The following is a 1,474-nucleotide window of genomic DNA, read 5'->3' as shown; positions in this document are numbered from 1 at the left end:
ACTTTGGTTGGGCAGATTCCCGCCTCGATGGTCTCGTCCTCTCGGACGGACAATCTCAACGCAGAATCTGCTACAGCGCCATGCGGCCAACCGTTGTGTGCAATGGCACGACACAGAATAAATTGAACTTAATTACTAATAAATGGAAAACAATTCACAGAAAATTTTCACAAACAAAGCGATTTCAGTTGCAACATTTTTTGGAGGACCAATTGCAGCAGGATTTTTAATCTCCAAAAATTATAAAAGATTCGGTAATGAGAATGCTGCGAGAAATTCAATTTTCATAGGGATACTTTCAACCATTCTAATGTTTGCAGGAATTTTTATGATACCTGAGAATATTATTGATAAAATCCCACAACAATTGATTCCATTAATCTACACAGCAATAATCGCTGGATTAGTAGAAAAACTTCAAGGACAAAAAATTAAAGATTTCTTAGCAAATGAAGGTCAAAAGGCATCAAATTGGCAAGCTGCAGGTTACGGATTAATTGGGCTCATGATAATTGCTACATTCATAGTCGCTGTGATTTTTGTAATACCAACTGAGGGTTATGAAAAAAACATAATCGTAGATGAAAATATAAATTTACATTACAGCAAAGACATTGAAGATTTAAAATCAGAACGTATAGCATCTGTGATTAAGCAATCCGGATTTATGGAAGGTAGTGAAGGTGCTGATTTATTCTTAAATACAGAACGTAATTTCTATAGACTTAGATTTGTACTTCCTGATACTTCAGTTCTATCTGATTCAATGTTGCTCTCTGATTTTAACGGATTTGAGAACTATCTTAATTACAACTTAAATCTGGATAAGAAAATTGAAATAGGATTCGCCGATATCAACTTGCTAAATAGCTTTGAACTTCAGGAGATAGAATATGATAATCAGCAAGTGTATGAACCGATACTTTATTTGCAGCCATATCAGATTAATGATTTTCATACAATCTATTATAACTCATCCATGCCAATACAAGATGTAAAAAAGGTTGAGAATACAGTCAAAAGATTAAAAGGCTATTTCCCAATTAACCAACGGATTGACATTGTATTTCTTAATACGAAACCTGATTATACAATTAAATTCTTTGTAGTTAAAGATTTGTGGCAAAATGAAGGAGTAACATCAAGACTTAAAAGTACAGTTGATTATATTAAAAGTAATGGAGTTGACCAAAATATTAATTTAGTATTGATTGACAATCAGACTTTTGAAGAGAAACAAATATAAACCACATGCACACAACAAGCGGTCATAAAACATTGCGCGGATAGTGCTAAATTTGAACTACATATCACCTACTAAACGGTGTAGCGGCTTGATAAGAAAGTGCTTCGAAATGCGCAACGTTTCATACCGCAGGCCGTTGTAGCTTATTTCGGGGTTTCTGTATCGGCAGTAGCATTTTGGTCATCCGCCAAAAAACCAAAACGTAGCATAGCTTGGCCACTTTTCTTG

The 1,474-nt window shown here is 34.6% G+C and carries 1 protein-coding gene; it reads left to right on the top strand.

What is annotated here, in order from left to right:
• Positions 1-142: 142 nt before the first annotated feature.
• Positions 143-1,246 carry a hypothetical protein gene (locus tag ACSX1H_RS19280; RefSeq protein ID WP_439185887.1) on the top strand — a complete coding sequence of 368 codons (1,104 nt, stop codon included), beginning with the start codon at positions 143-145 and terminating at the stop codon, positions 1,244-1,246.
• The last annotated feature ends 228 nt before the right edge of the window (positions 1,247-1,474 follow it).

This window comes from Carboxylicivirga taeanensis (genome assembly GCF_051851475.1).
In the GTDB taxonomy this organism is placed as follows: domain Bacteria; phylum Bacteroidota; class Bacteroidia; order Bacteroidales; family Marinilabiliaceae; genus Carboxylicivirga; species Carboxylicivirga taeanensis.
The sequence above is the reverse complement of the archived record's forward strand: the minus strand, read 5'-3'. Positions and strand labels throughout refer to the sequence as shown.

Bases quoted from the DNA above. Each gene is read 5' to 3' on its own strand.
- ACSX1H_RS19280 (WP_439185887.1), top strand. From the start codon at position 143: ATGGAAAACAATTCACAGAAAATTTTCACAAACAAAGCGATTTCAGTT.